Consider the following 23,915-nt stretch of genomic DNA (forward strand, 5'->3'; position numbering starts at 1 on the left):
ATCTTGGCCGACACGCCGTAGACACGCGCCGCATGGGCTTTGGAGAAAGCGCCTTCTATCACCGACAGCGCCATCTCCTCTCGACGCAGCGGTGTGAGACGGGCATTCTTATGGATGTTCATTCGGATCCTCCGATGGATGCTGAAGCGTGGTAACTCCAGTCTCCTCGGTCCGGTCCGAATGGACAACCTCCCGAAAGCTCACAGCTAGCTATCTGTCTGGAGGCAGCATGGGAATTCTCTCTGGCAAGACGGTTCTGATCACTGGCGCCCTCGGCACGATCGGACAGGCCTTGGTGAAGCGCTATTGCGAAGAAGAAGCGAGAGTGATCGCCGCCGATCGCCCGGAAATGTCGGACGTTGACGCGACACTTGCCAAGCTTGGCGAAGGCGTGAGTTACTTCGGATGCGATCTCAACGATCTGGCGGGAACCGAGAAAGCGGTTACCGCGCTGGCGGAGGAGGTCGGCGGGATCGACGTTCTGGTCAACAATGCAGCGTTCGTCGTCAACAAGCCGCATGAGCAGTTCTCGATTGAAGAATACGAGCAAGAAGTTCGGATCAACTCCTCGGCCGCCTTCGTGATTTCGCGCGCTTGCAGCGTACACATGAAGCGGAAGAACTACGGCAAGATCGTCAACCTGACGTCGCTGACCCTCACAGGACATTGGGAGGGCTTCGTCCCCTATGTCGCCTCCAAAGGCGCCATGTACGGGCTCATCAAGTCAATGGCGCGCGAACTTGGGCACCATGGAATCAATGTGAACGGCATCTCACCTGGCGCGGTCGTGTCTGAAGCCGAGTGGCGGCATTTCGGCGAAAATCGTGAGAAATATCACCAATGGATTCTTGAACGTCAAAGTCTGAAGCGCAGGATCGAGCCGGTCGACATCGCAAACCTCGCGATCTTCCTCTCATCTTCCCACGCCGACCTCATTACGGGACAAGACATTCATTGCGACGGGGGCTGGTGAGTGATGAGTGTCTGCGGACGCCGGTGAATGAAATGATCGAACTTGAACCACAGCTCGTCGCCCAGGATTTCATGTTCCTGGAGGCGCCAAAGTGGCACCAGGGACTGCTCTGGCTGTCCGATGTTTTCGACCACAAGGTCTACGCGCTCACAGCCGAAGGACAACGCCGGAGGGTGTTCGATGTGCCGAACCGTCCTTCGGGGCTGGGATTTCTGGCGGACGGAACGCTGATCATCGTCTCGGCCAAGGATTGTAGGCTGCTTCGCCTCGATGGCGACAAGCTCAGTGAATATGCCGACCTGTCGAACCATGCGACAGGATGGCTGAACGACTTCGCCGTGGACCCGCAGGACCGCATCTACGTCGGCAATTTCGGCTATGATTTTGTTGCAGGCGAACCTCGCAAACCAACCTGGCTCCATCGCGTGGATCCCGGCGGGACCGTCGTGACGGTTGCTGACAATATCGACTTTCCAAACGGATCAGTTGTCATCAATGAAGGGCGAACGTTGATCGTCGCCGAAACGTGGGAGGGGCGGCTCACGGCGTTCGATATTGATGTGGCCGGAAACCTTAGCAATCGGCGGATGTTCGCCGATCTAGGCTCGCGACAGCCGGACGGCCTCTGTGCTGATGCGCAAGGCGCAATCTGGGTCGGAATCTGCAATACGGGCGAGTTTGTGCGCGTTCTCGACGGCGGGGAAATCACCCACCGGTTCAAGTTCGCCGGGTCCGGCATCTCATGCACATTGGGAGGCAGCGACGGGAGCACGCTCTTTGCGACTACCTTCATCGGTACAGAAGAAGATATGGCCGCTGGAAAACGCAATAGCGCAATCTTCAAAGTCGAAGTCGACGTTTCGAGCCCCGATACCGCTGGCGTGCAAGCTCGTTAAGCTCTTTGCCGATCCACTTTGATCCAATGGATATAACAAAAAGCTATGGCCGTTTCTCTTCCGTCTCCAACGTTTGTTGCCGTTGAAAAGGGGGACCGATAGTTTCCGGTTCTGTTTAAAGAACGGCGCGGCCGGACATCAGACGAATGTATTCAGTCATTGCTTTTCCTGCCCTCGCAGGCATGTCTTACCCTCGATTGGAAGGCCTGGGTCTGGTGCGCGTCGTGGCCAGCCCGGAGGAGATTCCGGCCTTGCCAGAGGCGGACCGCGCCGACGTGCGGGTTCTGATGACCAGCGCGACACGCGGCTGCAGTGGCGAGATCGCGGACGCCTTGCCCAATCTTGGTTTCGTCGTATCGCAAGGGGTGGGACAGGAGCGCATCGACTTACAGGCATTGTCAAAGCGCAAAGTGCAGGTGCGGTGTGTCGGCGAGGCGCTGACCGACGATGTAGCGGATTTGGCGATGGCATTCACGCACATGCTATGTCGCAACCTCGTCAATGCCGACAGGTTTGCCCGCAGCGGAGAATGGCGCAAAGAGCGCTTCGTCCTTGGGGATAGCGTCGTCGGCATGACCATGGGCATCGCAGGTCTGAGCGGTCGGATTGGCCAGGCCATCGCGGCTCGGGCAACGGCTTCGCGCATGAAACTCGCCGCGCTCGATCGCCAGTCCAACGCCGGCTTGGGGGCCTCTCTGCATGACGGATGGTCTGCACTGGCAGCCGCATCTGATGTGTTGGTTCTCGCTGTTCCTGCGTCGCCCGGCCTCAGGCATGTAATCGGAGCTAGCCAACTTGAAGCGCTTGGACCGAAAGGCCGGCTCGTAAATGTTGCTCGCGGAAGCCTCGTTGACACCGACGCGCTGATTGAAGCGCTGGAGAACCGAGCCATTGCCGGGGCCGCGCTGGACGTCGTTGAGGATGAGCCGAACGTTCCGGAACGATTGGCCGCCTTGCCCAATGTCATTTTGGCTCCGCATATCGGTGCACAAACCTGGGGCCAGCGAGCGCGTGGTGCCGCGATCGCCGAGGACGCGGTGCTGTCCTTCCTGGATGGCAGTCTCAAGTGATCCCGGGCACGCAAGTCGTGCAGCGATTGTCGGCGAAGCTGTGACGCCGCGAATGTCGACTTCCGGAACCGGCTTCGCCGGCAGGTCCGCAAGGACTTAATACGGTAATCTGAAAAGGACCCTGCAACGTGAACGTCAAGGCAAAACCAATCTATCCGCGGATCGGCCTGCTGATCGATGGGGAGTGGATCTACGACCGTCCTCCAGTTTGCGACGTTGAGAATCCGAGCGATGAGTCCATTCTCGGACAAGTGCCCAAGGCGACTGCGGAGGACCTTCAAAACGCGCTCAAGTCCTCTGCCCGCGGCTTTGAGGTCTGGCGCAAGACGCCTCCTTCGGAACGCGCCGCGATCATGCACCGTGCCGCGGCAGTGGTGCGGGAGCGTGCAGCCGAAATCGCGCCGATTTTCACCCTCGAACAAGGCAAGACGCTGAGCGAATCTCTGGCGGAGATTGAAAGATCCGCCACCTTTCTCGACTGGGACGCGGAAGAAATCCGGCGCCTCTACGGCCGCATAGTTCCAACCGATCCACCCATCCAGCAATTCGTTGTGCGCGAACCGATCGGCCCGGTCGCGGCCTTTACGCCGTGGAACGTGCCGATGAGCGCACCATCGCGAAAGATCAGCGCATCGCTGGCGGCGGGATGCTCCATCATTCTCAAACCTGCCGAAGAAACCCCCGCGACCGCCTGTCTTTTCGCGCAATGTTTCCTCGACGCAGGGTTGCCCGCCGGCGTCCTCAATGTCGTTTTCGGTGACCCGGACGAAGTATCACGCACTCTGGTGCTGTCTCCAATCACACGTCTTGTCACGCTGACTGGATCGATCGGAGTGGGCAAGCACCTGACGCGCCTTGCCGCTGAGACGATGAAGCCGGTCCTGATGGAATTGGGGGGGCACGCTCCTGTATTGGTCGATGAGGGCGTCGATGCAGAGGAAGTCGCGCGGCTTGCCACCAACTGGAAATTCAGGATGGCGGGACAGTTCTGCTCGGCGCCATCCCGATTTCTCGTCCATGAGTCGGTCTATGAAAACTTTGTCGACAGCCTGGCGGCCAAGGCCCGAGCACTCAAGGTCGGTGACGGTTTTGCGGATGGCGTGCAGATGGGACCACTCGCCAACAATCGCCGCCTGGGCGCCATGGCGGATTTCGTCCATGATGCTGTGGCCCGAGGCGCCCGGGTCGTTACCGGCGGCAGTCGGGTCGGAAACCGCGGTTGGTTTTATGCACCGACGGTGCTGGCGGACGTCCCCCTCGAGGCGAAGATCATGAATGAAGAGCCATTTGGCCCGCTCGCGCCATGCGCGCCGGTCGCCTCGATGGATGAGGCTCTGGAGATCAGCAATAGCCTCAGCATGGGCTTGGCCGCGTTCGTCTTCTCAAACTCGGTCGAGCGGACGGACTATCTATCGCGGGAGCTTCAGGTTGGTTCTGTTGCGGTCAATGTCTTTACCAGCCCTGGAGCGGACGCGCCCTTCGGTGGCTATCGTGAAAGCGGTATCGGCCGCGAGGGTGGTCCGGAGATGTACCAAAGCTATACGGTGGCCAAGACGATCGCCGAACGTCGCTCGAGGGTGTGAGTTTCGGTCTCCCCGAAGACTCCCCTTCACGGGACAGGGAGGATAGGCTTAGTTTATGGAGATCGATCCCAAGAAGCTGCTCTACCTTGCGACCATCATCGAGCACGGCAGCCTGAACCGCGCGGCCAAACTGCTTGGGATATCACAGCCGGCGTTGTCGACTTCGATGGACCGGCTGGAGGCATCTGTAGGAATGCAGCTGCTCGAACGTGGGCCCAATGGCGTCGTCACCACAAAACAGGGCGATATTCTCTACTGTTACGCAAGGCTGATCCGCGAAGAAATCCAGTTGGCGGAGCGCGACCTTCGGAATGTCCTTGAGGGCCAAGCGGAGTCAATTCGCATCGGGAGTTTGCCGAGCCTTGCCAGTAGAATCATTCCGCTGGCGCTGAGCCGATGGCGTGAGACCTATCAGGACGCCCGTTTGCAGGTGGTTGAAAATGCGCAGATCGACCTGCTGACCGGATTGCTACGCCGCGATTTCGATTTCGTGATCGGCTTGACCGAGGTCTTCGATATGCTTGACGGACTCCGCCAGCGCGTTTTGTTTCGCGACACGCTGTGCGTCATTGCCAGTCCCAATCATCCGCTGCAGGGAGTCACCGACCTCACCTGGGAGCAACTCGTCCGGTATCCGTGGATCAGTCCGACGTCGCGACGCACACATACCGTGCTGGACAACATTGTGCGGACGATGAAGGTGGAGCTTCCTGTGCAGGTGACGGTCTGCGGATCCGTATCGCTGCTGAAGTCACTGGTGGCCGAAACGGACCATTTGGCGCTCCTCCCCGCCCATGCTGTGCGAACGGAGGTGGCCGAACAACGTTTGCTCTCGCTTCCGTTCGAGGATCCGGCGCTGAAGCGCGACATCGCGGTATTCTTCCGCGAAGGATACGAAATGGATCAGCCGCGTCGCGACCTCGTGTCCTGCGTGGAGCAGATCGGGCTCGAGCTTTGCCACGAGAAGGTTTCAGAATAGGCCGGATGGAAACAGGCTGTCTCCATCCGGGAGGTCGCTCCCAGGGAAGTTCGTCCGTCAAAACTTCGGCAACGTGACAGAGAAGAACAGAGCTTCGTCCTGCGCTTCGATGTTCAAGGGGTTGTCCGACGGAAGCAACTCGATCGCGGTTTTCTCCCCGTAGGTCTTGCCGCCAACCGTGACCTTGCCCTTGCTCATGAAAAGCACTTCGATCGCCGATCGCGTCCCGGTGTTGAAGGTTGCGCCGGCTTCGACCTTGATCAGGCTGATACGAATTCCCCGTTCGGTGAAGGTGCCCAGGAGCTTGGTGAAGATGCCGGCGGCTTCGGTCTCAATCCAGGCATAGGACTCTGAGTTCATCAGCACGATGTCGTCATAGCGAGGCGGTGCGAAAACCAGCTTCTTGCCAGTCGCTTCCTCGAAGCAGGCGGCAGAACCGTCCATGTTGTGCTTTTGGCCTTTTTCATCGAGCCAAGTAAAAACGCCATTCTTGAATTCGCCCTTGGCCTTCAGCGCTTCGTTGGCAGCTTCCCTGCGTGGTGTACTCAAAAAACCGGATCCGCTGGCTCCCCCAAACTGGATCACCATCATCTCCAACCCCTCGGGGCGATCCTGCGGTCCGTAGTGGACGCTCTCGGGAAAGTAACCCACCGAACCTTCATCCATGATCTTGGTGGGGGAGGCGGGATACTTGCCCTTCAGGACATAGCGAATCTGATCGAAATTGTGCCGGTGGCGAGGTGTGCCCCAACCGCCAGATCCGGTCAGGCCCACGTTGAGTAGGTAGTTGTTCGGCGAGTCGTCGTCGCCCTGCAAAAGGAACTTCTGATCGAGGGTTCCTTCCCGCATTGAACCAACCCGGCCACCCTCTGAAGTTGCAGCTTCCGAGATACGCATGTTCGCTCCTCTTACGTCATCATGTTCGAAGTTATTTGGCTGCCCTCAAATAACGCAAAACAGTGCCAGTGCGTATCCGTAGTGTTTGGTAGCTATAACGTCTTGTTATTCCCGGCGTCGATGGCGCTTGGGGAGCACTTGATACCTCCGCATGTTGGCTTCAAAGTCTTGAGCGAATGCCTCTTCAGCGGCGCGATAGTGCGACGCGACTGCATTGTCATTTTTGGATTCTTTATGCCCAGTCTGGAAATCTCACCGCAAAACCTGGCGAAAACCAAGATGGAGTCAGGGGAACTTGCCGTCGGCATGGTCGTTCGGCTCATGCGCGGCGTTGAAGTAGTGGCAATCGCGAAGAGTGCAGGCTTCGACTGCCTTTATGTCGATCTGGAACACTGCAGTTTCTCACTGGAGACGGTGAGCCAGATCTGCATCGCAGCGACTGCGCTCGGCGTGACGCCTATGGTTCGCGTCGCCGGCAAGGACAAGGCGGAGATTGGCAGGACGCTGGAAACGGGGGCCCAAGGGATTATCGTTCCCCATATCGAGAATCGGGCCGAGGCAGAGCAGGTCGTTGAGGCGGCGCGGTTTTCGCCTTTAGGGGACCGCTCTCTCCTGGCGGCCAGCCCTCACACTCTGTTCCGCGGTGGACCTGCCGGCGAGGTCATGCGGCGGCTGAACGAATCGACGCTTGTGACCGGCATGATCGAATCCGTCACAGCGGTGGAAAACGCCGAGGAAATCGCCTCGGTTGAAGGCATCGATATGCTGCTGGTCGGCACGAACGATCTTTGCAACTCACTCGGCGTGCCGGGCCAGCTCGATCACCCCAAGGTTCGCGAAGCTTATGCCCATGTAGCGGCGGCTTGTCGGGCTAAGGGCAAGCATCTTGGCGTCGGAGGGCTGAACTCTCGGCCTGATATAGCCAGGGAGATGATTGCGATTGGAGGGCGATACGTCTCCGCGGGAAGCGACACTGGCTTCCTGATGAGCGCGGCAACTGCCGCCGCGAACGCTTTCCGGTGAATTCACAATGCGACACGTGCGGTCGGCAGTGTAGCTCGTATGTTCCGCTGCCAACTCGGTTGGAGCTGAACCATAACTCACTGACGGCCAGAAAGTTTGGAGGAACACAGGTGGATACGAGCGATGTCGAGGATCGGGTGTCTAGCGTCAATCGAGAGGCGCGAGACTTCAGCGTGAAAGATCGTGTCGTCCTGATCACTGGCTCAGGCCAGGGAATCGGCCGTGAACTCGCTCGACAGTTCGCTGCGGCTGGTTCGGTTGCGGTGATCGCAGACGTAAACGCCGCTAGCGCCAAGGCAGTTGCGGCCGAAATCCAAGCCGAAGGATTAAAGGCGAAACCGATATCAGTCGATGTCGCCGACGAAGCGTCTGTCAACGCGATGGTCAAGGCAGTCGTTGATGAATTCGGCCGCTTGGACGCGCTTGTCAACAACGCCTCGCTCTTCTCAAGCCTTGCAAAGCGACCCTTCGACCAGATCCCGTTGGCAGAGTGGCGGCGTGTCATGGACGTCAATATTACGGGCGCGTTCCTGTGCGCTCGCGCGGTAGCCGAGACGATGAAGAAGCAGTCGTTCGGTCGCATCATCAACATCTCTTCCGACTCCGTGCATCGCGGCACGAAGAACTACCTTCACTACGTGACGTCCAAATCGGCGCTGATCGGGATGAGCAACTCGCTGGCCCGAGAATTCGGCCCGCACGGGGTCACCGTCAACTGCATTCGCCCGGGCACAGTCGAGACGGAGGTCGAAGAGCGCATGACGAACCTGACGCCCGAAGTGCGCCAGCGCAACATCGATCTCCAATGCATCCCGCGGACCATCGTGCCGTCCGACCTTGCAGGGCTTATCATGTTTCTGACCACGCCGGCTGCCTCGTTCATCACCGGCCAAACCATCGCTTGCGATGGTGGCTACACGCACAGCTTCTGACGAAAAGGCCGGCAGAGGGCAATCATGGAACACTACGGCCAACATTATATCGACGGCGCATGGGTGGACCCCGCCCATTCAGGTCGCAGAGAGCTCATCGATCCCGCGACGGAGACGCCCTTCGCTTCGGTGGCGACCGGTGGCAGCGCCGAGGACGTCGACAAAGCTGTTGCGGCTGCACGACGCGCCTTCGAAAGCTATTCGGTGACGACACCCATCGAGCGGATCGAATTGCTCGACCGCATCATCTCCGCCTACGAAACCTGCGTCGACGAAATTGCCGATGTGATGGCCCAGGAAGTCGGTATTCCGGTTAGTGCCAAAGCCCAGGCAACTGGCCCGGTTGGCCACATGAAGGTGGCTCGCGATCTCCTGAAAACTTACAGCTTTCAAACGCAGTTGGCCGATACGATCATCCGTCGCGAACCTATCGGCGTTTGCGCACTTGTGTCGCCCTGGAACTGGCCGGTTCAGACGCCAACCATCAAGGCGATCTACGGGCTTGCCGCGGGCTGTAGCGTGGTCCTCAAGCCTTCGGACGCGTCTCCCGTCAGCGCGGTCATGCTTGCGCGCGTGTTCGAGATGGCCGGAGTGCCAAAAGGTGTTTTCAACCTGGTACTCGGCAAGGGCAGCGTCGTCGGCCAGGCGCTGTCCGAGCATCAGGACGTCGACATGATCTCGTTTACGGGCTCTACAAGGGCCGGCATCAAGGTCAGTGAAGCGGCTGCCAACACTGTGAAGCGCGTTTCGCTGGAACTCGGAGGGAAATCAGCCAACATCGTCCTCGAAGACGCGGACCTCGAGCGAGCCGCGCGCTGGAACATACAGCGTTGCTTCTTCAACACCGGGCAATCGTGTCACGCGCCAAGCCGCATGCTCGTGCACAAGAGCCAGATGGATCGCGTGATCCCATTTCTGCTCGACGAAGTCGGTCGATTTCGCATTGGAGATCCGCGCGATCCAACCACGACGATGGGACCGGTTGTGAACCAAGCGCAATTCGAAGGCATCCAAGGCTACATTCGAGATGGCCTGGAAGAGGGCGCCAGGATGGTCTGCGGCGGCCTCGGCAGGCCCGATGGACACGAGCAGGGTTATTTCACGCAGCCGACCGTATTCGTCGACGTGAGCCCAGATATGACGATTGCCAAGGAAGAGATCTTCGGACCCGTCTTGGTTGTGATCCCCTATTCCAGCGAGGAGGAAGCGGTGCAGATCGCCAACGACGGCCCCTATGGCCTCGGCGGATATGTTTTCGGTCGCGACCGCAAGAAGGGCTACGAATTCGCAAGCAGGTTGCGCGCCGGGCGCGTCAGCTTCAACGGCGCGGCTAGCAATTCCGTGACACCCATGGGCGGATATAAGCAATCTGGGATCGGGCGCTCGATGGGAGAACTTGGGCTGGAAGAGTATCTGGAAGTGAAGTCGGTCTACGGGTTCGAGGAAGAAGCCGCCGCTTTGCCCAGGTACGGAAGTCGGCCACTGTGATGCGACAATATTCAATTGCCGCGATCCCGGCTGATGGGATCGGCCCTGAGGTCATCGACGCAGGGCTCGAAGTGCTCGAGGCATTGAGCCGGCGGGCAGGCGACTTTTGCCTTGACGTCACGCGCTATGATTGGGGTTCAGAGCGCTACAAGACCCACGGCGAAATGATGCCGGACGATGGGCTTGAGCAACTTAAAACCCACGACGCGATTTATTTCGGCGCGGTCGGCGCCCCCCAGATCCCTGACCACATCACTCTTTGGGGACTTAGACTGGCGATTTGCCAAGGCTTCGATCAATACGCGAATGTGCGCCCAACGCGGATATTGCCGGGTATCTCCGGTCCCTTGCGCGGCAGGGGGCCTGGCGATCTCGATTGGGTCATCGTTCGCGAGAACTCGGAAGGTGAGTATGCCGGGCACGGCGGACGCGTCCACCGCGGCATGCCGGAAGAAGTTGCAACCGAAGTCGCCATCTTCACGCGCCACGCCGTCACGCGCATCATGCGCTATGCGTTCCGATTGGCGCAGTCCCGCCCCCGCAAATTGCTCACTGTCGTGACCAAATCAAATGCCCAGCGGCACGGCATGGTCATGTGGGACGAGATCGCGGCGGAGGTTGCGCGAGAATTCGCCGACGTAACCTGGGACAAAATGCTCGTCGATGCGATGACCGTCCGGATGACATTGTATCCCGAAAGCTTGGACACCATCGTAGCGACGAACCTGCACGCGGACATCCTCTCTGACCTTGCCGGAGCCCTTGCGGGCAGCCTGGGCGTGGCCCCAACGGCAAATATCGATCCAGAGCGACGGTTTCCTTCCATGTTCGAACCCATTCACGGCTCGGCCTTCGATATCGTCGGAAGGGGTATCGCCAATCCGGTTGCTGCCTTCTGGACCGGCTGCCAGATGCTCGAGCATCTCGGGGAGATCGATGCGGCCTCCCGCCTGATGAAAGCGATCGAAACGGTCTGCGCAGCCGGGGTCTTGACACCTGATGTCGGCGGGACTGCGACAACCCAGGAGGTCACCGAGGCGGTAATAGCCGCGATTAGAGGTAGCAACACTTGACCAATCGAAGCGGACCACAGGTCATGAAAGTAGGCGTAGTTGGACTTGGCTCGATGGGGTTCGGCATTGCCACGTCGCTGCTTCGTTCGGGCCACGATGTGTATGGCGCCGACGTCAACGCAGAAGCAGTCGAACGCTTGCGTGCCCTGGGAGGATCGAAAGTGGATCCCAAATCCGCCGCCGCTGAGCTGAATGCCCTTGTCGTTGTTGTCTTGAATTCAGATCAAACCGAAGAGGTGCTGTTCGGTGATCGCGGGCTGGTGTCTGAGCTGGCACCCGGTGCAGTCGTGATCATGTGTGTCACGGTCGCCCCCGACTATGCTCGCAGCGTCGCCTATCGATGCGCGACGCGTGGCCTGCATTTTCTCGATGCACCCATTTCAGGAGGCTCGGTGAAGGCGGCGAATGGCAGACTTTCCATCATGGCCTCCGGCGCACCGCAAGCCTTCGCTGCGGCTCGCCCTGCTCTCGACGCTATGGCCGAAAAGGTTTTCGAATTGGGAGACAGCGCTGGGGCTGGATCCGCGATGAAGGCGGTCAACCAGATGCTGGCCGGGATCCACATAGCGGCGATGGCTGAAGCGATTACCTTCGGCATAACCCAAGGTATCAGCCCAGAGACCTTTCTAGAGGTGATCCCGGTTTGCGCGGGTACAAGCTGGATGCTGGAGAATAGGGCTCCGCACGTGGTTGAAGGCGACTACACGCCGCGCTCGGCGATCGATATCTGGCCGAAGGACCTCGGCATTGTACTGGACGTTGCTCGGAAATCTAAGTTTGCGGCACCCATAACGGCAGCCGTCCTGCAGCAATTCATTGCGGCGGCAGGCATGGGCCTGGGACGCGAGGACGACGCCGCAGTGGCGAAAGTTTATGCTCGTACCGCTGGCCTCAAACTGCCTAGGCAGGAGATGCCCGAGACGGCCGATAGGGAGACGGGCTGGAGGCCATGACCACCTTTTTCGGCGCAATTGCGGATGATCTTACTGGTGCGACCGATCTGGCCGGTCTTCTCGCGCGCTCCGGAGTCCGGGTTTCGTTGCGCATGGGCGTGCCCAACGAGTCCCCCACGGACACTGCCGCACTTGAGATCATCGCCCTCAAATGCCGCAATGCCCCGACCGAGGAAGCCGTCAACCAGACCCTTACCGCTCTCGATTGGCTGCGTCGGGCGGGTGCCGAGCGGTTCTTCTGGAAGTACTGCTCGACTTTCGATTCGACGCCGCGTGGCAATATAGGTCCTGTGGCGGAGGCGCTCATGCGGGCGCTCGGAACGACCCAAACCATTTACTGCCCGGCTTTTCCCGAAAATGGCCGCGCAATCTTCATGGGAAATCTGTTCGTAGGCGAGCAACCGCTCTCCGAAAGCTCCATGAAGGATCATCCTTTGACGCCAATGAGGGACTCCAACCTCATGAGGCTCCTTGAACCGCAGGTGACCGCGGCCGTCGGACTGGCCAACAGGCTCGTTGTGGCGACAGGTCCGGAGGCGCTCCGCGCAAGACTCGCGCAACTCCATGCCGAGGGGGTGGCCCACGTCGTCATAGACGCTGTCGCCAATGACGATCTCCGCACCATCGGCCTTGCTTGCCACGACATGACGCTCATGACTGGCGGAAGCGCAGTGGCCATGCCTTTGCCGCAGATATGGCTGGACAAGGGTGTTCTCACCCGAAACGAGGAGAGAGAAAGGCGACGCGCCGAACACGGAATGGCAATCGTTCTTTCGGGCAGTTGTTCGGCCATGACAAACCGACAAGTCTCGGCCTATCTCGCAAGTGGTCGGCCGGGCTTCCGGCTGGATCCTCTCCGTATCGCGCAGAACGGCTCGGACGAGGTTCTGGATTGGTTGTCGAAACAAGCGCCGGATGCAGCCCCGATTGTCTATGCGACTGCTGAGCCCAGTGCCGTTCGGGCGGCGCAAGAAACCCTTGGCGTTGATCGGGCCAGCCTGCTGGTCGAACGCACTCTGGCCACCTGCGCCGTCAAAGCTCGTGAACTCGGTGCACGACGCTACGTCGTGGCCGGCGGAGAGACGTCTGGAGCAGTCGCCAAGGCGCTCAGTATAACCAAGCTCGATGTTGGAATCGAAATCGCGCCGGGGGTCCCGTGGTGCTTTGCCCGAACGGGGGGCCATGACGTTGCCGTGGCGTTGAAGTCTGGGAATTTTGGCAGTGAAGCCTTTTTCAGTCATGCGCTGGAGGTGTTGGACAAGTGACGCAGAACGCTCGCCTGCGCGAACAAATATGCACGTTGGCCAAGTCGATGTTCGACAGAGGGCTGACACACGGCTCGACCGGTAATATTTCGGCTCGAACGGACGACGGGGGTCTGTTGGTATCGCCTACCGGCACCAGTTTCGGGCGGCTCAACCCAGGCCGTCTCAGCCATTTCGACGCGCAGGGGCGACACATAGACGGCGATGCTCCCACCAAGGAAATGCCGCTCCACTCCGCCTTCTACGAAACCAGAAATCAGACTGGCGCGGTCGTGCATTTGCATAGCTGTCACGCGGTCGCCTGGTCGATGCTGAGCGATCTCGATGAAGACAATTTCCTGCCGCCGCTGACACCTTATGCCGTGATGCAGCTCGGCCGCGTGAAACTGTTGCCGTTCTTCCGCCCCGGTGATCCGGCGATGGGCAACGCGGTTCGCGGTTTGGCCGGCAAGCGATCCGCCGTGATGCTCGCCAACCACGGGCCGGTCGTTGCCGGGAAAGATGTCGAAGCGGCGTGCAATGCGATCGAGGAATTGGAAGCCACGGCGCGTCTTGCTCTGCTGTTGCGCGGCCTTGGGCCGCGCCTGCTCACCGGCCCGCAAATTCGTGAAGTGGTCACTGCTTTCAATATCGAGTGGGACGCATGAAGTTCTCGGCCAATCTAGGCTTTCTGTGGTCAGACCGTTCGCTGCCAGAGGCTATTCGCGCCGCCGGCGCAGCCGGATTCGACGCGGTTGAATGCCATTGGCCCTTTGATACTCCAGCGTCTGCGACGAAGGCCGCCTTGGAAGACGCCGGCCTCTCCATGCTCGGTCTGAATACAAGGCGGGGGAAAACCGGAGCCGGGGAAAATGGTCTCGCAGCCTTGCCTGGCCGTCAGGGGGAAGCACGTTCGGCAATCGACGAGGCGCTTGCCTATGCCACCGAGATCAAAGCTTCGGCCGTCCACGTCATGGCCGGAAACTGCAGCGGACCGCGCGCCCGAGCCGCATTCACCGAAAACCTTATCTATGCCTGCGATGCGGCCGGCGATACGATCACTGTTCTGATCGAGCCGCTGAACCACTACAATGCCCCTGGCTACTTCCTGGGCACAACGTCGCAAGCCATGGATATCATCCGTGAGGTCGGTCGGCCCAACCTGAAGCTGATGTTCGATTGCTACCATGTTCAGATCATGGAGGGAGATGTGACGAGGCGGCTTGTGTCGTTGCTTCCGTTCGTTGGGCATATCCAAATCGCATCAGTGCCGGATCGCGGTGAACCAGACCATGGCGAACTCGACTACGCCCACGTCCTGCCGCGCATAGCCGAACTGGGTTGGGTCGCTCCGATTGGAGCGGAATACCTGCCGCAAGGCGGTGCGAAGCCAGATCTTTCATGGCTCGCTCGCCATCGATGACAAAAAGAAACGGCGCCGCGGGCATTCCATGAGCGGACGAGCAGAAAAGGATGATTTGATGAGCGACAGACCCGTTGTCGGATTTATCGGTCTTGGCCTCATGGGCCATGGGATTGCGAAAAACATACGCAAAGGCGGCTACGAAATGTGGGTCCGCGACCCCTTTAATCGCGCGTCGGTCGAAAGCCTGATTTCGATAGGCGCCCAAGAGTCCGCAAGCCCAAAAGACATGGCAGGCAAGTGTGACGTCATCCAAATATGCCTCCCCAGCTCACACCATGTCGAAAGCGTCGTCCGGGGCGAAGACGGGATCATTGCCGGCGCTCGAAGCGGACTGATCGTCATCGACGCTTCCACCGCTGATCCCGGTTCCACGGCTAAGCTCGCAGCGGAGTTGTCCGAAAAAGGTGCTCGACTGGTCGATGCCCCCTTGGGGCGCACGCCCAAGGAAGCTGAGGCGGGTACACTCGACGCGATGGTCGGTTGCGACGAGAACCTGCTGGAAGTCGTCCGTCCGATCATTGAATGCTGGGCCGGCACGATCACCCATGTCGGGCCTGTAGGCAGTGGGCACAAGATGAAGCTTTTGATGAACTTCATCGGCATGTCGTATGGGGCACTGTTCTCGGAAGCGGTGGTGCTTGGCGCCAAGGTCGGCATCGCGCCGAAGGTCATTCGTGACGTGATTGGCCCGAGCCGCATGGGCAACGGCTTCTTCGACACCTTCATGCGGTACGTGGTGGATCGCGACCGCGACGCTCACAAATTCACGATCGCCAATGCGGCTAAGGACCTCCGTTATGTCACCACCATGGCTGCCGAAGCGCAGGTGGTGAGCATAATGGCCTCGGCCGCAAGGCACTACTACGCCCATGTGGAAGCTATTGGACACGCGAGTGATTTTGTTCCGATGCTGAGCGACCACGTAGGTGCGCTCAACGGGCTGAACCTGGCGGAAACAGCTCGATAGCGACGCCTCCGGCAACATCGATATCGCGGGAGAGCGGAATTGAAGGGCATTGTTTTTTTGGGCGAACGGCGCTTGGCCCTGGTCGAAGTCAATGACCCAACACCTGGAGATGGCGAGGTTGTTGTTGAGATCAAGGCCTCGGGAATGTGCGGCAGCGATCTCCACCCCTATCGGGCGCCACAAGACCTTAGCCGCCCGCCTGAGTCTCGCGTGATCGGCGGTCACGAGCCATCTGGTATCGTGGCGGCCGTAGGTCGAGGCGTACCACGACATGTCGCCCTGGTAGGCGATCGGGTGATGGTGCACCATTACCATGGTTGCACCGTTTGCCGTCACTGTCGGACCGGCTGGCCACAACTTTGCGAGCCGATCACGCGCACGACGTACAGTGCCAATGCGCATGGCGCCCACGCTCCTTATATGAAGGTTTCTGCTGATACACTCGTGCCGCTGCACGACTCGTTGAGCTTCGAAGCCGGTGCCGCCATCGCTTGCGGAACCGGGACAGCGTGGGGTGGCTTGGAACGACTGCAGCCGCGAGGAGACGAGACGATCGCTGTCTTCGGCCAAGGCCCTGTCGGGCTATCAGCAACTCTCCTGGCGTCTACCCGCGGTTCGCGTGTGATCGCGATCGATCTGGATGATGACCGCCTCGCCATGGCGAGGCAGTTCGGCGCTGACGAAACAATCAACGCGCGCGAGGCCAACGTCGCCGAGGTTCTGCGCGAACTGACCGGCGGTCAGGGGGTCGAGATGGTGGTAGAAACCTCCGGCTCGCCCCAGGCCGCTGCGGCAGGGCTGCAAGCTATCGCCGTTTGGGGCAAAGTGTGCATGGTCGGAATTGGCGGAAAGGTAACAGTCGATACCCAAGCCATGCTTGATCGCCAGATCACCGTCATGACCTCCTACACGATGTCGACCGTTGCTCAGAAATCGTGCGCGGACTTCGTTGTTTCCCGCAATCTCGACCTCGATCGCCTGTTCACACACCGTTGGCGTCTTGATCAGGCCGAGGATGCCTACCGTGTGTTCGATGCCCAGGTGAGTGGGAAGGGCGCTTTCATTTTTTGAGGGAAAGTGGCGGCTTCGCGCAACAATTGGCGGAGACGTTCCTTTGTGGGCCGATATACCCCGATTTCCGGCCTCGTCTCTGCAATTGCCGTAGCCAGTCGTTTGGAAACGCGCTGCTCGGTTGACGGAATCAAAGACGGAGGAGTGCAGCACAGGTCGCCTGCGATAAGCTCTGACAAGCCTGCTACTCAAGGGCTTCCGCGGCCCAACCGTGAAACCGAAGCCGCAATTCCGATCAACACCAGGCTGATCCCGGCGATGTGGCCTGGCCGGATCGCTTCCCCAAGGAAAAGGTAGGAGAGAAGTAGTGCGGCGACCGGCAGGACGGACATGAAGATGCCCGCTTCGCCGCCGGTGACTCTTGACGAACCTGAATACCAGAGCCAAAACCCAAGAACCGTCGGAAACACACTGATATAGCCCGTCGCCAGCAAGGCTGGACCGGTGTACTCCACCGAGCCAAACATAAACGCAAGGACGGCGAGCGGCAGTGTCAGGGCCAGCGAGATGCCACTCATCAAGGCCGCGAGGTAGAGGGGCGGCAGCGGTATCCCAATTCTCTTGTTCAGGATCGCAAACAGCGCCTCTCCCGAGACCGCGGTCACGACGAACAAGTTTCCCATCAATTGCCTGACATCAAATCCCATCCCGCTTGAGGATGAGAAATTGACCAGCAACGCACCTGACGTCGCTGCAGCGATGGCGACCCAAAGCCTGGCGCTTAGCCGTTCTCCCAAGGCAAGTGTTGTAACGAGGGCGGCCAATACCGGCAGCAAGCCATGAATGACGCCTGCACTTGCGCTGGTTGTCATCGCCAAGGCGACAATCATCAGGATGCTGTAGCCGGCGCTTCCCGCGGCGGCTTGGAGCGCGACGATCAAGAACTGGCGCACCGTCAGCCGAGGGGTAGCGGTCCTTGTCAGATAGATGAGGCCAATGAAGATCGGGGTCGAGATCAGGAACCGCAGGGGCACCGCCAGAAGTGGATGCATCCCGCCCGCTATCACCTTGGACGCAACGACGCCGGACCCGACCAGCGTCATGGCCGCGGACATCAGCACCGCCGCCGTCAATCTCTGCGAAATCATCGCAACGCCCATCAACTGACGGTGTAGGCGAGGCGGGACCGCGCCTCTTTCAGAGCAGTGGCCCACCATTTGAGCTGATGCAGCATGGTCTTTGCCGCTCCCGAACTCCTGTCGGGATTCAAGGGGCCCGCGTCGCCGGAAAAATGCTCCCAGACGGCGTGGAAGCTCACGGCATCGCGGACGGTGACGGCGTGAAGCTCGGCAAAGACCTGCCTGAGATGCTCCACCGCTCTCAGCCCGCCGGAGACACCGCCATATGACACAAACCCGATGGCCTTTGCGTGCCATTCCTCGTTCGCCTGGTCTATCGCGTGTTTGAGATGGGCCGGATAGCTGTGATTGTATTCGGGCGTTACCACCACGAAAGCGTCGGCGTCTGCAAGCTGGCGCATAAGCGCGCTGGTGGCCGGCGTAGGCTCTGTGGGGTGGAGAGGCGGCAACTCGATTTCGGCGATATCGATGACTGAAACGTCGAACTGGCCGGCTTCGCGCGCGAACCAATGTCCGACCTTGCCTCCATATCGCTGTTCACGGGTGCTCCCGATCAGCACCGCAAGTTTGAGATGCTCGCTCATTTCAATTCCGACGTCATTGTGGATGCGGAACCAATGCCATGCTCTGTCGATCTATGGGATTGCTAAAATTTCGCTAAGCATGATCTATCTAATCGATCATGCTCGACGCTCTGACGCTTGACCAACTACGCATGTTTGTCGCCGTGGCGGAAGCCGGCAGCTTTCGCCTGGCCGCGGCCAGGCTGGGGCGCGCGCAGTCCGCGGTAAGCCATTCGGTGGCGAATCTTGAAATGGAACTGGGCACGCCGCTTTTCGACCGGAACTCTCATCGGCCGGTCCTGACCGTGGAAGGTCGGGCTTTGCTGGAGGACAGTCGCTCGCTGCTGCTGCGGGCGGACCTGCTGCGCGCCAAGGCAAGAGGCATGGGAAGCGGACTCGAAATCGAACTCACCGTGATGGCGGATACGCTGTTTCCCGTTTCAATCATCGGCGAGGCGCTCGGCCGGCTCCACGCCGCTTTTCCATCGGTGAGTGTAGAGCTGTGTAGTGGAACGTTGGGACAACCCGCGCATGCGCTGCTTGGCGGAACAGCTGATATTGCGATCACAGTGGGCGAAGACCTGAGAGATTCGCGGTTGGAGTTCGAGGCGCTCACGCCCGTTTCGTTGACCTCTGTTGTTGGTGCCACTCACCCTCTCGCCAGCCGCGCCAAGGAAGCCCGAGTGAGTGCGGTCGATCTCGCGGATTTCGTTCAGGTGGTGCTGGTCGATCCCAGCGGCCGCACGCAAGGAATGGACTTTGGTGTTTTGTCGCAACGAAGATGGCGTGTGGGGAGCCAGGCGGAAAAGCTCGAATTGATACGAGCGGGTGTCGGCTGGGGCAGGCTTCCCGAATGGCTTATTGCGGACGACTTCAAAGAAGGGCGGCTCGTGCCGCTTCCGGCGGCAGCTTTGGGGAAGGACGGCAGGACCGTGAACTGGTCGTATATTGCACATCGGCTCGATAAACCCTTGTTGCCGGCGGCAGCATTTTTGCGATCGGCCCTTCAGGAGATTGCCGCTTCGGAGAAAACCCCCTCACGTGTTGGGAAGGACTAAGGTCGAAGCGGTACAGCTTGGCATGGTCGAAACCTGGCACCCACAGTGGATCACCGTTTGTTTAAGGCGGAGGTTTCCCTGTTTGGCTCAAGCTTTTCCCTGTTAGGCTGCCTAGGGAAAATCCATATAACGGATTGAATCAACGTCGTTATTTCGCGTTAAAACCAGCCCGCGCGCCTAAAGACTCTGTAAATTCGCTGTTTTTAGACGCCTAACAGGGAAATCGGCGCAGAGGCTGGTTCGCATATGACTGCCAGCACCACCATTGTCGTTGTTTATCAATTACTTATCGCCAGCTCCTTCGCCCGGTTAGCCAGATCCTGGCGGCGGAAAACCTGCCACGTCGGAAGCCAAGATCGCCGCAAGCCTGCGTTGCTCTTCTCTCGCAAGGGACGACCCTCCCGCCAGTCGGAACAATTTCAGCCTGAGAAACGGCGCGAGCGAGCCTTGTTCGGATGCCTGGAATCCGAAATTGGCCCTAGGGGAGCATAACGCCACCGTCTTTATTTGTATCTGATCTGCTGATACATAACCTCGTGTGACGAGTGCGGGGCCATATGTCGAATGAAATCATGGTTGTCGATCCGCTTGAGCGGCTTGACTTGTTGAAGAGCCTCGCGAGCGAGGTCCGGGTCCGGATTCTCGATCTGCTGCACCGCAAGGGGCCGAAAAACGTCAATCAAGTGGCCGAAGAACTGGGTCTTCCGCAATCAACGATTTCCGCAAACATCCAGGTTCTTGTCGATGTCGGTTTGATCGAGACGAAATCGCAGAAGGCGCGCAAGGGAAGCCAGAAGGTTTGCTATTCGACTTTCTCCGAGTTGGTTGTCGTCTTTAAGGACCGCACCCCGGCGCAGGATCTCGGCGTCATAGAAGTGGCGATGCCGCTTGGACTCTATACGAGATGCGAAGTTTCCGCTCCCTGCGGCCTGTGTTCAAAAGACGGCGTCATCGGACTTCTCGATGTGCCCGACACCTTTCTCGATCCTGACCGTATGCGGGCAGGGCTGCTGTGGTTCACGCGCGGCTTCGTCGAATACCAGTTTCCCAACAATGCGACGCTTGCCAATGCCAAGGTCGGCGGATTGGAACTAGCGATGGAGCTTTCGTCGGAGGTCCCGGGCACATCGAAGGATTGGCCATCGGACATCACGGTAGCGATCAACGGGCACGAGATAGATACCTGGACGGCGCCGGCCGACTATGGCGACAAGCGCGGCAAGCATACGCCCGGCTGGTGGAAGCTGGCCGGATCGCAATATGGCGACCTCGCACACTGGCGCGTCACGAACAACGGCACCTATCGCAACAACAACAAGGTTTCCAAATGCTCGCTGGCTGATCTGGAGCTCGAGCGGCACCGCTCGATCCGGATACGAATCGGCGTGAAGGAAGATGCGCGTCACCCCGGCGGCATAAACATCTTCGGTAGCGGCTTCGGCAATTACAGCAACGACATCGTTCTGCGCCTGCTGAAGGCCTAAGGGCATCACGGGTCTCACGGAAGCTGCGAACTGCTCCACTCTTTGTTTGGACGTATTCCAACAGAAAGCGCTACGGGTTTTCCAGGAAAGCCGCACACATCTTTCCTGGAATTGCTCCAGGCCCTTGACGGGCGGGCAAACTCCACCCTTAACTGACCCATGACCCGGATATAAATCGGAAAGTCGGATTGATAGTCCGCAGTGGGAGGGATCATGAAGGCCAGAGTCACGGCGAACGCCGCCTATGCCGTCGCGGATATCGACAAGCGTCTTTACGGTTCCTTTCTCGAGCATCTTGGCCGGGCGGTCTATACGGGCATCTACGAGCCCGGACATCCGCAAGCGGACGAAGAGGGAATGCGCAAGGACGTGATCGAGCTGGTGCGTGCGCTCGACACGCCGATCTGCCGTTACCCCGGTGGCAACTTCGTATCCGCCTACAATTGGGAAGACGGCATAGGGCCAAAGGAGAGCCGCCCGCGGCGGCTCGATCTTGCGTGGCGCACCACGGAGCCCAATCTGGTTGGCATCCATGAATTCGCCGACTGGGCCGAAAAAGCCGGCACCGAGATGATGCTTGCCGTCAATCTCGGTTCGCGCGGCCTCGACGAGGCGCGGGCGTTCGTTGAATACGTCAATCACCCGGGCGGCAGCTACTGGTCCGACCTCAGGGCCAAGAACGGACGCCCGCAACCCTGGAACTGCCGCCTCTGGTGTCTCGGCAATGAAATGGACGGTCCCTGGCAGGTTGGCCATAAGTCGGCCAGCGAATACGGCCATCTCGCCAACGAGACAGCCAAGGCGCTGCGCGGCCTCGACCCGACGGTGGAACTGGTCGTGTGCGGCTCGTCGCATTCCAATATGCCGACCTATCCGCAGTGGGAAGCGACGGTGTTGGAAGCGACCTACGAGCAGGTCGACTACATCTCCCTCCACATGTATTTCGAGAATTACGAGAAGAATACGGCCGAATATCTCGCTCTTCCGGCCAAGCTAGATCGCTACATTGGCACAGTCGCGGGCATCATCGACTACGTGAAGGCCAAGACGCGCTCGAAGCGGAATGTGAAGATCTCTTTCGACGAGTGGAACGTCTGGTACCATCAGCGCAAGCAGGACGCCGAGCGCATGCGCGGCTGGGACTGGCCGGAAGCGCCCAGGCTTCTGGAAGACATCTACAATTTGGAGGACGTGCTGCAGGTAGGTTGCATCATCAACACCTTCATCCGCCGATCGGATATCGTTCGCATCGCCTGCATCGCGCAACTGGTGAACGTGATCGCGCCGATCATGACCGATCCCGGCGGCGCCGCCTGGCGGCAAACGATCTACTGGCCATTTATGCTGGCCTCCAGGCACGGCCGCGGCACCGCGCTGCAACTCGCGGTCGAGGTGCCTACCTATGACGCGGCCGCGGCCGACAAAGTGCCGTGGCTCGACATTGCAGGCGTGCACGATTCGAGCGCCGGCACGCTGACCTTTTTTGCAATCAACCGGCACGGGTCCGAGGCGATAGAGGCCGACGTCGCCCTCGAGCGGTTCGCCGCCAAGTCCATCGAGCACACGATCATCCGTCACGACGATCTCGAGGCCTGCAACACGAAGGACGCACCGGACAACGTATCGCCTGTCAAAGGCAACGGGGCAGCGCTCACCAGCAAGGGAATGACACTTAACTTGCCGCCGCATTCCTACTCGATGGTCCGCGTGACGCTCTGAGTTAATATCCGATTATCTGATATATACCCTAAAATCCGTTGCAGGCGGTTCGGTTTGGTGTAGCATTGAGACGTTCAAGGCGGATCTAACCGCCGTACTCGGGAGGAGCTGAGATGAACTTTCGCAAGATGATGGCCCTAGCGGTGGTTGCGGCCGGAGGATTTTGGGCCGTCGCGGCCCAGGCCGAAGAAACCGTCGCATGGTGGGATTTCCTCGGCGGCGGTGACGGTGTGCGCATGAAGCAGATGATCTCCGACTTCAACGCCGCCCACGCCGGCAAGATCAAGATCGACGCCACGACGCTGGAGTGGGGCACGCCCTTCTACGCGAAGGTGCAGACCTCGGCCGCTGTCGGTGAGGCGCCTGACGTCATGACCTATCATGCCAGCCGCATCCCCTTGGCGGTGAGCCAGGACATTCTCGAAGAAATCACCGCCGACGATATGAGCAAGATGGGCCTCTCGGCCTCGGACTTCGCCCAGACGACGATGGGCGCCGTGACGGTCGACGGCAAGCAATACGCGGTGCCGCTCGATACCCATCCGATCGTCCTGTACTACAATCGCGTCCTCCTGAAGAAGGCAGGCGTGCTCGGCGACGACGGCCGTCCCGTGGGTATGAGAAACAAGGAGGAATTTACCGCGACACTGCAGAAGTTGAAGGATGCCGGCGTCGAGTTCCCGCTGGGCAGCGTCACCGCCGACGGCAACTTCATGTACCGCACCATTTATTCGCTGGTGTGCCAGCAAGGCGGCGAGCTTCTGACGGGCAACGAGTTCCTCGCCGGCGACAATCCTGAAAAGCTGGCGAAAGCGTTAGCGGTTCTGCAAGGGTGGACGAAGGCCGGGCTGCAGTCGACCTATACGGACTATCCCGCGACCGTCGCCCTGTTCACCTCGGGCAAGGCCGCAATGATGATCAACGGCGTCTGGGAAGTTCCCACGATGACCGACCTCGCCAAGCAAGGCAAGCTGTTCGACTGGGGCGCCGTCGAGATCCCGGTGATCTTCGACAAGCCATGCACCTATGCGGACAGCCATTCATTCGCAATCCCGAAGAACAAGGGCAAGGAAATCAGCCCGGAAAAGCGCGCCGCCGTTCTCGAGGTGATCTCCTGGATGGACAAGCACTCGCTGTTTTGGGCCACGGCAGGGCACATCCCGGCCTACAAGCCAGTCACCGAAACGGCTGAATACAAGGCAATGGAGCCCAATGCGACCTACTCGACGCTGACGGCCAACATGATCTTCGATCCGAAGTCGCCCAAGGCTGGTGTCGCCGGGCCGATCTTCGACATCATGTCCAATTATTTTGTGCCGACCCTCAATGGAGAGATGGACCCCGGCGAGGCGGTGAAATCCATCAAGGATGAGCTGAACAGCATGTAGGGCTCAAAGGCTGGGACCGTCCTGTCCAGAGCGGTCCCAGTCATATTTG

General features: G+C 59.6%; 23 protein-coding genes. 19 read left to right on the forward strand and 4 right to left on the reverse strand.

Features of this window, described 5'->3' with window-relative positions; translation table 11 throughout:
* The coding region (locus EN786_RS07525) for a leucine zipper domain-containing protein (protein ID WP_245474027.1) at window positions 1-122 on the reverse strand (122 nt) is incomplete at its 3' end.
* A gap of 107 nt (window positions 123-229) precedes the next feature.
* Here EN786_RS07525 and EN786_RS07530 point away from each other — a divergent pair.
* The 5 genes from EN786_RS07530 to EN786_RS07550 all read left to right on the forward strand — a co-directional run bounded on the left by EN786_RS07530 (window position 230) and on the right by EN786_RS07550 (window position 5,501).
* Window positions 230-973 (forward strand): SDR family oxidoreductase, encoded by a 744-nt coding sequence (locus tag EN786_RS07530; protein ID WP_127282738.1) that lies wholly within the window; start codon window positions 230-232, stop codon window positions 971-973.
* A 32-nt stretch (window positions 974-1,005) separates the two neighbouring features.
* On the forward strand, window positions 1,006-1,869 hold the full coding sequence (locus tag EN786_RS07535; protein WP_127282737.1) for an SMP-30/gluconolactonase/LRE family protein: 864 nt from the start codon (window positions 1,006-1,008) through the stop codon (window positions 1,867-1,869).
* Between the two features lie 146 nt (window positions 1,870-2,015).
* Window positions 2,016-2,939: an NAD(P)-dependent oxidoreductase gene (locus EN786_RS07540; protein WP_127282736.1), complete on the forward strand. Its 924-nt coding sequence runs from the start codon at window positions 2,016-2,018 to the stop codon at window positions 2,937-2,939.
* A gap of 128 nt (window positions 2,940-3,067) precedes the next feature.
* Window positions 3,068-4,522: an NAD-dependent succinate-semialdehyde dehydrogenase gene (locus EN786_RS07545; protein WP_127282735.1), complete on the forward strand. Its 1,455-nt coding sequence runs from the start codon at window positions 3,068-3,070 to the stop codon at window positions 4,520-4,522.
* Window positions 4,523-4,577: 55 nt separating this feature from the next.
* Window positions 4,578-5,501: a LysR family transcriptional regulator gene (locus EN786_RS07550; protein ID WP_127308682.1), complete on the forward strand. Its 924-nt coding sequence runs from the start codon at window positions 4,578-4,580 to the stop codon at window positions 5,499-5,501.
* Window positions 5,502-5,558: 57 nt separating this feature from the next.
* Here EN786_RS07550 and EN786_RS07555 read toward each other — a convergent pair whose 3' ends face one another.
* Entirely contained in the window at window positions 5,559-6,398 is an 840-nt protein-coding gene (locus tag EN786_RS07555) for a hypothetical protein (protein WP_127282733.1), read from the reverse strand.
* A gap of 21 nt (window positions 6,399-6,419) precedes the next feature.
* On the opposite strand from EN786_RS07555, the gene EN786_RS07560 reads away from it, so the two are divergent.
* The 10 genes from EN786_RS07560 to EN786_RS07605 all read left to right on the forward strand — a co-directional run bounded on the left by EN786_RS07560 (window position 6,420) and on the right by EN786_RS07605 (window position 16,575).
* A complete protein-coding gene (locus tag EN786_RS07560) occupies window positions 6,420-7,421 on the forward strand; it encodes an aldolase/citrate lyase family protein (RefSeq protein ID WP_245478066.1) in 1,002 nt (333 codons plus the stop codon).
* A 110-nt stretch (window positions 7,422-7,531) separates the two neighbouring features.
* Window positions 7,532-8,353 (forward strand): glucose 1-dehydrogenase, encoded by an 822-nt coding sequence (locus EN786_RS07565; RefSeq protein WP_127282732.1) that lies wholly within the window; start codon window positions 7,532-7,534, stop codon window positions 8,351-8,353.
* A 24-nt stretch (window positions 8,354-8,377) separates the two neighbouring features.
* Window positions 8,378-9,841 carry an aldehyde dehydrogenase family protein gene (locus tag EN786_RS07570; protein WP_127308683.1) on the forward strand — a complete coding sequence of 488 codons (1,464 nt, stop codon included), beginning with the start codon at window positions 8,378-8,380 and terminating at the stop codon, window positions 9,839-9,841.
* Window positions 9,841-10,914 (forward strand): tartrate dehydrogenase, encoded by a 1,074-nt coding sequence (locus EN786_RS07575; protein WP_127282730.1) that lies wholly within the window; start codon window positions 9,841-9,843, stop codon window positions 10,912-10,914. Before EN786_RS07570 ends, EN786_RS07575 begins: the two co-directional genes overlap by 1 nt.
* 23 nt (window positions 10,915-10,937) lie before the next feature.
* Window positions 10,938-11,867 (forward strand): L-threonate dehydrogenase, encoded by a 930-nt coding sequence (ltnD, locus tag EN786_RS07580; protein ID WP_127282729.1) that lies wholly within the window; start codon window positions 10,938-10,940, stop codon window positions 11,865-11,867.
* A complete protein-coding gene (otnK, locus tag EN786_RS07585; protein WP_127308684.1) occupies window positions 11,864-13,132 on the forward strand; it encodes a 3-oxo-tetronate kinase in 1,269 nt (422 codons plus the stop codon). Before ltnD ends, otnK begins: the two co-directional genes overlap by 4 nt.
* Window positions 13,129-13,779, forward strand: a complete 651-nt coding sequence (locus EN786_RS07590) for an aldolase (protein ID WP_127282727.1) — start codon at window positions 13,129-13,131, stop codon at window positions 13,777-13,779. Before otnK ends, EN786_RS07590 begins: the two co-directional genes overlap by 4 nt.
* The gene (locus EN786_RS07595; RefSeq protein WP_127282726.1) at window positions 13,776-14,534 is read left to right on the forward strand and encodes a TIM barrel protein; all 759 of its coding nucleotides are present in this window, start codon (window positions 13,776-13,778) and stop codon (window positions 14,532-14,534) included. The genes EN786_RS07590 and EN786_RS07595 overlap by 4 nt, the downstream gene beginning before the upstream one ends.
* A gap of 58 nt (window positions 14,535-14,592) precedes the next feature.
* On the forward strand, window positions 14,593-15,504 hold the full coding sequence (locus tag EN786_RS07600) for an NAD(P)-dependent oxidoreductase (RefSeq protein ID WP_127308685.1): 912 nt from the start codon (window positions 14,593-14,595) through the stop codon (window positions 15,502-15,504).
* Window positions 15,505-15,543: 39 nt separating this feature from the next.
* Window positions 15,544-16,575: a zinc-binding dehydrogenase gene (locus EN786_RS07605; RefSeq protein WP_127282724.1), complete on the forward strand. Its 1,032-nt coding sequence runs from the start codon at window positions 15,544-15,546 to the stop codon at window positions 16,573-16,575.
* Window positions 16,576-16,763: 188 nt separating this feature from the next.
* On the opposite strand, the gene EN786_RS07610 is transcribed toward EN786_RS07605, so the two are convergent.
* Together EN786_RS07610 and EN786_RS07615 are read right to left on the reverse strand one after the other, a co-directional pair.
* On the reverse strand, window positions 16,764-17,663 hold the full coding sequence (locus EN786_RS07610) for a DMT family transporter (RefSeq protein WP_189340162.1): 900 nt from the start codon (window positions 17,661-17,663) through the stop codon (window positions 16,764-16,766).
* An 11-nt stretch (window positions 17,664-17,674) separates the two neighbouring features.
* On the reverse strand, window positions 17,675-18,238 hold the full coding sequence (locus EN786_RS07615) for an NAD(P)H-dependent oxidoreductase (protein ID WP_135908126.1): 564 nt from the start codon (window positions 18,236-18,238) through the stop codon (window positions 17,675-17,677).
* A 98-nt stretch (window positions 18,239-18,336) separates the two neighbouring features.
* Between EN786_RS07615 and EN786_RS07620 the strand changes: the two genes are divergently transcribed.
* The 4 genes from EN786_RS07620 to EN786_RS07635 all read left to right on the forward strand — a co-directional run bounded on the left by EN786_RS07620 (window position 18,337) and on the right by EN786_RS07635 (window position 23,866).
* A complete protein-coding gene (locus EN786_RS07620; protein ID WP_127282721.1) occupies window positions 18,337-19,275 on the forward strand; it encodes a LysR family transcriptional regulator in 939 nt (312 codons plus the stop codon).
* 557 nt (window positions 19,276-19,832) lie between these two features.
* The gene (locus EN786_RS07625) at window positions 19,833-20,759 is read left to right on the forward strand and encodes a transcriptional regulator (protein ID WP_127282720.1); all 927 of its coding nucleotides are present in this window, start codon (window positions 19,833-19,835) and stop codon (window positions 20,757-20,759) included.
* A 213-nt stretch (window positions 20,760-20,972) separates the two neighbouring features.
* On the forward strand, window positions 20,973-22,478 hold the full coding sequence (locus EN786_RS07630) for an alpha-N-arabinofuranosidase (RefSeq protein ID WP_127282719.1): 1,506 nt from the start codon (window positions 20,973-20,975) through the stop codon (window positions 22,476-22,478).
* 113 nt (window positions 22,479-22,591) lie between these two features.
* Window positions 22,592-23,866 (forward strand): extracellular solute-binding protein, encoded by a 1,275-nt coding sequence (locus EN786_RS07635; RefSeq protein WP_127282718.1) that lies wholly within the window; start codon window positions 22,592-22,594, stop codon window positions 23,864-23,866.
* The last annotated feature ends 49 nt before the right edge of the window (window positions 23,867-23,915 follow it).

Origin of the sequence: Mesorhizobium sp. M4B.F.Ca.ET.143.01.1.1, assembly GCF_004792275.1 — a bacterium.
Classification (GTDB): domain Bacteria; phylum Pseudomonadota; class Alphaproteobacteria; order Rhizobiales; family Rhizobiaceae; genus Mesorhizobium; species Mesorhizobium abyssinicae.